Origin of the sequence: Erythrobacter sp., from assembly GCF_038133525.1 — a bacterium.
Lineage (GTDB): Bacteria > Pseudomonadota > Alphaproteobacteria > Sphingomonadales > Sphingomonadaceae > Qipengyuania.
Genome location: NZ_JAYPTL010000045.1, coordinates 18,855 through 27,469, shown reverse-complemented (window position 1 = coordinate 27,469; position 8,615 = coordinate 18,855). Strand labels below are relative to the sequence as shown.

Annotated in this window: 8 protein-coding genes and 2 pseudogenes; 8 read left to right on the top strand and 2 right to left on the bottom strand. The window is 66.8% G+C overall.

Annotated elements, in window-relative coordinates; translation table 11 throughout:
* The 8 genes and pseudogenes from AAFM29_RS12215 to AAFM29_RS12180 form a co-directional block, all read left to right on the top strand.
* A pseudogene (locus AAFM29_RS12215) lies at positions 1–265 on the top strand (P-type conjugative transfer protein TrbL); the annotation flags it as partial.
* Positions 266–272: 7 nt separating this feature from the next.
* Entirely contained in the window at positions 273–953 is a 681-nt protein-coding gene (trbF, locus tag AAFM29_RS12210) for a conjugal transfer protein TrbF (RefSeq protein WP_341713074.1), read from the top strand.
* Positions 953–1,942, top strand: coding sequence for a P-type conjugative transfer protein TrbG (gene trbG / locus AAFM29_RS12205; RefSeq protein WP_371830739.1), 990 nt, complete (start codon positions 953–955; stop codon positions 1,940–1,942). Before trbF ends, trbG begins: the two co-directional genes overlap by 1 nt.
* Entirely contained in the window at positions 1,939–3,081 is a 1,143-nt protein-coding gene (locus AAFM29_RS12200; RefSeq protein ID WP_341713073.1) for a TrbI/VirB10 family protein, read from the top strand. Before trbG ends, AAFM29_RS12200 begins: the two co-directional genes overlap by 4 nt.
* Positions 3,078–3,296, top strand: a complete 219-nt coding sequence (locus AAFM29_RS12195; RefSeq protein WP_341713072.1) for a DUF2274 domain-containing protein — start codon at positions 3,078–3,080, stop codon at positions 3,294–3,296. The genes AAFM29_RS12200 and AAFM29_RS12195 overlap by 4 nt, the downstream gene beginning before the upstream one ends.
* A 308-nt stretch (positions 3,297–3,604) precedes the next feature.
* A complete protein-coding gene (locus tag AAFM29_RS12190) occupies positions 3,605–3,742 on the top strand; it encodes a hypothetical protein (protein ID WP_341713071.1) in 138 nt (45 codons plus the stop codon).
* A 56-nt stretch (positions 3,743–3,798) separates the two neighbouring features.
* Positions 3,799–4,416, top strand: a complete 618-nt coding sequence (locus tag AAFM29_RS12185; RefSeq protein ID WP_341713070.1) for a lasso peptide biosynthesis B2 protein — start codon at positions 3,799–3,801, stop codon at positions 4,414–4,416.
* Positions 4,416–6,122: an asparagine synthase-related protein gene (locus AAFM29_RS12180; RefSeq protein WP_341713075.1), complete on the top strand. Its 1,707-nt coding sequence runs from the start codon at positions 4,416–4,418 to the stop codon at positions 6,120–6,122. The genes AAFM29_RS12185 and AAFM29_RS12180 overlap by 1 nt, the downstream gene beginning before the upstream one ends.
* On the opposite strand, the gene AAFM29_RS12175 is transcribed toward AAFM29_RS12180, so the two are convergent.
* Positions 6,108–8,243 (bottom strand): Atxe2 family lasso peptide isopeptidase, encoded by a 2,136-nt coding sequence (locus tag AAFM29_RS12175; RefSeq protein WP_341713069.1) that lies wholly within the window; start codon positions 8,241–8,243, stop codon positions 6,108–6,110. The genes AAFM29_RS12180 and AAFM29_RS12175 overlap by 15 nt on opposite strands.
* A pseudogene (locus AAFM29_RS12170) lies at positions 8,240–8,615 on the bottom strand (TonB-dependent receptor); the annotation flags it as partial. The gene AAFM29_RS12175 and the pseudogene AAFM29_RS12170, both read right to left, overlap by 4 nt.

The window sequence follows — 8,615 nt, the reverse complement described above, 5'->3', positions numbered from 1 at the left end:
GCGCAGGGCAGTCGAAAGCGCCCGCGGCAATTTTCGCGAAGGCGCGCGCGCTTCGGTCGGCACCATGGGCGGGCGGATCGTGCCTGCACCCGGTGTCGTGCCGCCCGCAGCTGCGTCGACGGCAAGCGAGGGTCCGCCGTCCTGGGCCAGGTCCATCAAGCAGCGCCAGGGCCTCGGGGCTTCGGCCTCACTCGCCGCGCATGCGCTTCGTGCCGGCGACGGGCACGGGGCCGGCGCCTCCATAGATACGCAAGAGAAGGATTGAAGCTCGCATGTTCAGACGCCCATCGATCCGCTACGGCACTTCGCCGCAGCCCGAGACGCCCTATCAGCGCGCGGCGCAGGCCTGGGACGAGCGCATCGGCTCGGCGCGGGTCCAGGCGCGGAGCTGGCGCTATGCCTGTTTCGGCGCGCTCGGGCTTTGCGCCGCGCTGACCGGCGGCCTCCTCTGGCAGAATGCACGCGGCACCGTCGTTCCCTGGGTGGTCGAGATCGACAAGCATGGCGAGGCGCGCGGCATGGCTCCCGCCGATGCCGCGTTCACGCCCTCCGACACCCAGATCGCCTTCCATCTCGCGCGTTTCATCGAGCATGTTCGCGCGATTCCCGACGATCCGATCGTCCTGCGCGACAACTGGCTCAGGGCCTATGACTTCGCCAGCGACAAGGGCGCCCGCGCGCTCGGCGATCATGCCCGCTCGGCGGATCCCTTCGCGGCGGTCGGGCACGAGCAGGTGGCCGTCGACGTCGCCAGCGTGATCCGTGCCTCGCCCCGCAGTTTCCGGGTCGCCTGGGTCGAACGGCACTACCGCGACGGCGCATTGGCCGAGACCAGCCGCTGGACCGCGATCCTCGGTATCGCCGTCATGCCGCCAGGGGATCCGGACGCACTCAGCAGGAACCCGCTCGGCATCTTCGTCACTTCCATCAACTGGTCAAAGGAGCTCGGCTGATGTCCCGCTCGCCTATCGCCTATCCCACCCGAATTGTCGGCCCACTGGCCGTCGCTTGCGCGGCGCTGGCGCCTCCCGTTGCGGCCAGTCCGGGGTCGACGCTTGCACCCATGCCCCTGGCGCTGGAAGCCGCGGACCGGCATCTCGCGGCCGACCGGTCGCGCCGAATGCTCGATAGTCCTGTGCGGGGTAAACCGCCCGTCGCCGCACGGCGCTCCCCTGCATCCGATCCCGAGAGGCAGGTGGGAGCGGCGAATGAGCTCGCCCGCATGCAGCCTGCAGAAACCGGGTTCGACAATGCGATCCAGCGCTATGCCTTCAGCGAAGGCGCGCTGTTCCAGGTCTATGCCAGGCCCGGCCAGGTGACCGACCTCGTCCTGCAGGAAGGCGAGAAGCTGGTCGGACCCGGACCGGTCGCTTCCGGCGACACCGCGCGCTGGCTGGTCGGCGATACGCTGAGCGGCTCGGGCGACGCCCAGCGGGTGCACATCCTCGTCAAGCCGACCCGGCCCGATATCGCCACCAACCTCGTCATTAACACCGACCGGCGGACCTATCATCTCGAGCTGCGCGCCAATGCCCGCGTCTACATGGCCTCGGTCAGCTGGACCTATCCCGAGGACGAGTTGATCGCCTTGCGCAAGGCCGAAGCGGAAGCGGCGCGTACCGCACCGATCGCCGACGGCTTCGTCTTGGAGAACCTCAATTTCGACTACCGGATCTCCGGCGACCGGCCTGCCTGGCGACCCTTGCGCGTGTTCGACGACGGGCGGCGGACATTGGTCGAGTTCCCGCCCGCTATCGCCCGGGGCGAGCTGCCACCCTTCTTCGCCATCGGCGAAGGAGGCGAGGCCGAACTGGTCAACTACCGTGTCAACGGACGCTATCTCATCGTCGATCGGGTGCTGCGCAAGGCCGAGCTGCGGCTAGGGGCGGGGCGCCGGCAGCTGCGGGTCATGATCTTCAACCGGGCGGCACCCAGGCCATGAGCCGCGAAACCGTTTCCGACCCCGGGGTCGATGCCCAGTCCATTACCAGCCTGCGCGGCGAAGTTCCCCGCGTCGTCCGCCTGTCGCGCAAGGCGATCGGCATTGCCGCAGGGACGGGCCTGGCATTGGTGGGCGCTACACTGATCTATGCGCTGCAACCGGCGTCGCCGGCGAGCAGCGAGGAGCTGTTCGCCACCAAGGCCGTCACTCTTGCCGAGGGGCTGGCATCGGCACCGCAGGATTATTCGCAAGTGCCGCAGCTTGGGCCGCCACTGCCCGGCGATCTCGGCAAGCCGATCCTCGATGCGCGAGATCGCGGCGCGATCGCCGAACTGCCGCCTGTCGGCACGCCGCCGCGACAGGCAATCGGTCCCGAAGAAACGGCGCGCCAGCGCTTCGAGCAGGAGCGCGATGCCGCGCGCGCAAGCCGCCTGTTCTTCGGCGGGACGACGCCGGCAGCCAGCCTCTCGCACTCGGAACCGGCTGATGGGCAATCGCCGCTCCCGGGGCAGGGTGCCACTGCCGCGACCCGGCCGGCCGAGCGCCGCACGGTCGCGGAGCAGCGACTCGAGGCGCCCGCCTCGGCGGCCCTCCTGCAGGCCGGTTCGATCATTCCCGCCGCGCTCATCACCGGGATCCGCTCGGACCAGCCGGGCCTCGTGGTCGCGCAGGTCACTCAGAATGTCTACGACAGCGCGACCGGGCGGCGCCTGCTGGTCCCGCAGGGCTCGCGCCTGATCGGTGACTACCAGTCCGACGTCAATACCGGCCAGCGCCGGGTGCTGCTGGCCTGGAACCGGCTGATCCTGCCCGATGGCCGTTCGATCGTGCTCGAACGCCAGCCCGCCGCCAACCCGTCGGGATTTGCCGGGCTCGAGGATCGCGTCGATCGCCATTGGGGCGGCGTGTTCAAGGCTACACTGGTCTCGACCCTCCTGGCCCTTGGTAGCCAGGCGGGTACGGATAACCAGAACGACCTGGTGCGCGCGCTGCGTCGCGGGGGCGCGGACGGCCTCAATCGTGCCGGCGAGCAGGTCGTGGCACGCGAACTCGGCGTTCCTCCGACACTGGAGATCCGCCCCGGCTATCCCGTCCGGGTGCTGCTTACCCGCGACATCGTCCTGGAGGACATGACATGACGCGGCTCAAGCTGTCGGACATCGAGGATGAAAAACCGGTCAAGCTGACGATCGAGATCAGTGCGCGGCTTCATCGAAGGCTCGAGGAATATGCCGTGGTGCTGAACGCGGGTCAGCGCCAGGGTGCTCCCGAAGCCACCCAGCTCATCGGCCCGATGCTTGACCGGTTCATTGCTAGCGATCGTGCCTTTGCCCGGCTGCGTTCGCAGTCCTGAATCGTAGAAAAGCCCTGGCGGGCCTCCATCGCGAAAGCGAAAACTAGGCGCTACTACCTATTTCCAAACAGGATATTCCGGGTATCGATGAAGAAGGGGCAATGCTCCTTCGACCGGGCGTCGATTCCTATGTCCAGGCGCAAGGCTAAAATGTATCGATCTACCCGCCAACGGGTGTTTCCATCGCCCGGTCGTATTCGGTTTCCCGATCTATTTATAAAGCGATTATAAAATAGTTCTCTGTCCCCGGGAGGTTCATGCGCGTCATTGCGGCTCATGGAGTCGCAGATCCAGCAAAGGAGACGATCATGAAGGATCTCGAATATAGCGAAGCCGAGGTCATCGATCTCGGAAAGGCCACGACCGAAACCAAGGGCGATGCCATCGTCTTTTCCGACGGCAGCGGCGGCAAGCTCGAATCGCTCGCCGGAATTGTCGACGATTGATCGAGCGCGGGGCGCGCATCGGTGGGTGCGCGCTCCCATGCTCGCGGGCAATGGTCATGGCAGGGATCGATTGGTCGCAGGTGGCGTGGTGCCGCATCGAGGATCGCCTGGTATTTCTCGATATCGCCCGGGACCGCTACTTCCGCTTGTCCGAACCCCGCGAGCACGAATTCCTGGCCGGGATCGAACAGCGAGGCCCGGCGGCCAGGCACCAGCCTGCAAGCCTGCCGAACCCTGCGGACTGGCGCATGCCGCGCGAGGCCTGCCCGGCACGCCTGGACGGAGATTTCAGGCTTGCCGAGATCGCCCGCGCACTCTGGCTCCAGCGCCGGGTCGAAGCGCAACTGGCCTCGCGACCGTTTGGCGACGTCTTGCGCGATCTGTGCAGCCTTGTTGCGCGGCGGATGAGCCAGCCAGCTCCCCTGGATGATTCCGGCCGGGCCGTGGTTTCGGCCTTCGAGCGGGCCCGCTTGCTGCGGTCCTCGGCGACGCGATGCCTCTCCCATTCGATAGCCCTTGCCAGTGCCCTTGCTGCCCGCGGTATCGCCAGCCATGTCGTCGTCGGGGTCAGGTCGCCGCCATTCGGCGCGCATTGCTGGACGCAGCATCGGGACATGGTGCTCAACGACAGCCTCGAGAGCGTCCTGCGCTACCGGCCGATCCTGGTCGTGTGATGCGCTGCGATTTCTTCCTGGGCATTCCGCGCGGCGCGAGAAGGTCCGGCCTGCCTTCGATCGTATCGCGGCCGGTCGACGGCTTGGGTACTCGCCCCGTCCTTTGGCACTCTACCGCCACGCCTTGCCGGGCAATCGCCGGCCAGGGTTTCGTGCTGGGTTTCCTGTTCGAGCGCGTTCCTTCCGGAGAGCCTGCTCCCCGCTACCTGGCTATTCCGCCCCGGCGCGACCTGCGTGCCACGGCGCGCTACCTCACCGCCCATTACTGGGGCGGCTATCTCGCGATCCTGTGGGACCGGGAGGCGGGCTCGCTTGCCGTCCTGCCCGATCCTTCGGGGCTATTGCCGGTCTTCAAGGCCGACAAGGAGGACGGATTTGTCCTCACCTCCAATCCGTCCACGCTCGGAGCACCGGTCGATTTCGGCGCCGTCGGCACCCATCTGCTGCGTCCCGAGCTGCGCCGACGCAGGACCTGTCTCGAAGGCGTCGAGGAACTCGTTCCGGGCATGCTTGCCTATTTGCCGCGAGGAAGCGGGTCCGATTGCCTGATCTGGGACCCGGAGAGCTTCTTCCCGCGCCGGGACGCTCCCGGAATTGCGGAGGCAGCCGAAGAGCTGCGCGACCGGTCGGTCTCGGTCATGCGCAGCTGGAGCGGCGTTCTCGGGAAAGCGGGCGTAGCCACCTCCGGCGGCGTCGATTCCTCGCTGGTCTGCGCGGCGCTCGCCCAAGCCGGGGCTTCGTTCGAATGCATCAATGTCGCCACCAGCGACCCCAGCGGCGACGAACGCGGCTATGCGGCGGCGGTCGCCGGGAAGCTGGGGGTGGGGTGCCGGGTGCGAGGCTACGATCCGGATCTGTTCGATCCGGCCAGGTCGGCATCCCTTGGCCTCCCACGGCCCGCGCGGCGATCCTTCCTCATGGTGCTCGACCGGGTGCTCGACGACGCGATGCGCGAGATCGGCGCTTCGATCGTCTTCGACGGTAACAATGGCGACAACCTCTTCTGCTACCTCCATTCCTCCGCGCCCGTCTTCGACCGGTTATGCGCGTATGGTCCTGGTATCGGCGCCCTTCGAACGCTTCTCGACATGTGTCGTATCACCGGCTGCAGCGTTCCGACCATGCTCGCGGCAGTCGGACGCAGGGTCTTGCCCCGAGCGCCGGTCGACCCCTGGCCTGCCGAGACCAGCCTGTTGAGTGCCGATGTCCGTGTCGCAGCGCCCGAACCGCTGGTCGACCGGCTCCATCCCGGGAAGCGGATTAGGTCGGGGAAGGATGACCATCTGCGGCTGCTGATGCGGGCGCAAAACCATATTCATGGCCTGACCGGACCGCTGTGGCGCTTTTCGCCTCTCGCGAGCCAGCCGCTTGTCGAATTCTGCCTCGGAGTCCCCAGCTGGGTATGGTGCCATGGAGGCCGCAATCGTGCGCCTGCCCGGGCGGCTTTTGCCCGCGAGCTTCCCGCTTCGATCGTGGGCAGGACATCGAAGGCGGGCCCCGACAGCTTCATTCGTGCGGCCTTCGCCAGGAATCGCGCGGCGATCCGCGAGAGGCTGCTTGACGGCCTGCTCGCGGCGAATGGCCTGATCGACCACGATGCCGTCGAGAAGGCCGTCGCGGTAGACGAGGTAACCGACATTGCGATCGTCGACCGCCTGCTCGACCTGCTCGAAGCGGAAAACTGGTCGCGTTCATGGTGCAGCTGACGGTTCGGTGAAGCACTGCAGCTCGGCCGGAGCGCCGGGCAGGGCTTGCCACACTTCGTACTGGTCGCGTTTCGAGGGGTCGCAATTCTTGCGCTGCATCAGCCAGAACTCGAACCATTCGATATTGCGCCGATACATCGCCTCGCGGTGCGCGGGCTGCCATTTGAAATGCGCCTCGTCGGGAAAGACGAAGAGATCGATCGGCTTGCCGCGATGCGAGAGCGCCTCGACCACGTCGAGGCTGCCCTCATATTCGCTGTCGCTGGCCTGGATCAGGATGGGCGTGTCGAGCCTTGCGGCATTCAGGATGAGCGACATGGGCTCCCAGAAACCGGCAGCGTTCTCGTCGAAGTAGCGGTAGCGCATCGCGCGCAGCTCGTCGGTGAACCGCGGTCCTGCGGCGAGCGCAAAGGAGTACATGTCCTCGCAACACGAGCCCATCGTGGCGGCCTTGAACAGCTTCGAATTGACCAGCGCGAACTGCACCGTCGAACTGCCGTCGCTCAATCCGCTGATACCCATCCGCTCGGGATCGACCGTCCCGCTCGCAACCGCCAGGGCCAGGGCCCGTTCGAGCGACGACTGGACCTGGCGGCGATCGGCCCAGGGATCGACATTGAGACTGCGCATCTCGCTCTCCTTGGTCGCCCGATAGGCTTCGGGAAGGAAGGCGGGGCGCTCGAAGCTCAAGACCGCTAAGCCGCGAGCCGCCAGCGGATAGATCGGCACTTCGTCTCCGGTTCCTCCGCGAAGAAAGCCCCTGCTGCGATATTGCACGACCACCAGGGGATGCCGCTCCCCCGGGCGATGGTCGGGAGGCAGGACGAGGTCGGCAAAATCTTCCACGCCGTAGGCGTTCGTGAACCGCAGTCGCTGGACCTTGCCCAGGCGCAGGGATCGGAACCCCGGGTTCGGGTCGTGGATCACGCGCTCGCTCCCGCTACGCATATCGATGGCGACAAGCCGCCGCGGCTGCGTCGTTCCCTCGCGTTGGCAGATCAGTTCCTCCGCCAGGGGAGTACAGCCGAGCAGGATGTCCTCGGTCAGCAGTATCGCCTGCGGCTTTGGCTCGCCGGGATCCCAGCGCAGCAAGGCTGTCTGGCTCCTTGCCCAGCCCGTGGTCTGGAGGAGGTAAAGGCTGCGTCCCGTCTGCGACCACCACAGGTCGCGTACGCCTTCGCATTCTTCCGTCTCGCAAGTCAGCGGGCCGGTCGCGCCCGACCAGACCACCCGCGTCGAGCTCAGCAAATATTCGGGCGTCTTGGCTTCGAGCCAGGCGGCGAGGCCGGCAGGGCCCGCACGAAACCGCCGGGCGCTGCGCGGCAGCAGGCTCGGACGGAGAGGTTCCACGAGGGCCGCTTCCTCGGCAGTCGCTGGCCGGGACGATCCGTCTTCCAACGACACATGGCGATAGGCCGTCGCCTGTTGCCCCGTGGGTATCGGGCGATCGGCGAACTGCGGCGAGAAGCGGTCGTCGAAATGGAACCCGCCGAGCCCTTCGCGGGCAATGGCTTCGGCTGCAAGGCGAATGCCCGGGCGCGTGGCCACGACCAGTCCCCTGCCGTCCGGCGTCCAGGCGAAGGCATCGGGAGTGTCGGGAAGGTTCGTCGCCCTGCGCAGGGGCAAGCGCGCTTCGGGGTCGACCAGCCAGACCTGCGCCCTGCCATCCTCCTGCCTGAGATAGGCGATCGATCGCCCGTCGGGCGACCATCTGGGCGTATTCGGCCTTTCCCACCCCGCAGCGATCGCGGAAAAGTCCCGCAATGCGAAGTCGTCCCTGATGAACTCTCCGCCGCGTGCCACTTCGACCGGCTTGCCGGTTCCGTCGATCGATTTGACCACCAGAACCTGGCAGTAGGAATTGGTCCGGGGATTGGCTCGCTTCAGCAGGATCGCCACCCGACCTCCATCGGGCGAGATGCCAAAGGCGCTTGGAGCCGGTGTCGTGCTGGCCCTGCCGATGTCGGCCAGTTCGACCTGGTCGGCCAGGCTCATGGAGCTGCCGTCGCGCAAGGGTTCCCTTCGTCCGAACGGCAGGCAGGCATCCTCGTGGCGGGTGGCTACCGATGCAGTCGGAACGACCGACTGCATCAGCATGATGGCGACGAAGGGGCCGATCACCAGTGCCTCCGGATCCCGATCGCGACGAAGCGGCCGATCGGGGAGTAATTCGTCGAATCATAGGGCGTATCGTTCGGCCCGATCCGGTTGATCGCCTCGGGCTTGTCGTCGAACAGGTTCTGGACGGTCAGTGACAGCTCGAGGCCCGGATCGCGACCTTCTCCGGCAATCAGCCTGTAGGACAGCCCGAGATCGACCGTTGCGCTAGCCGAGAGCCGCCGGACCTGGGTCGAGCGCCGGTCGACGAGGGAGCCGATGTAATTGACCGCGGCATTGGCCGAGAACCTGCCCGAGCTGTAACGCGCGCTCCCCCGGAAGCGGAATTTGGGAGGATTGAAGATCGCACCCGCCAGCTGGACGACCGGCAGGTCG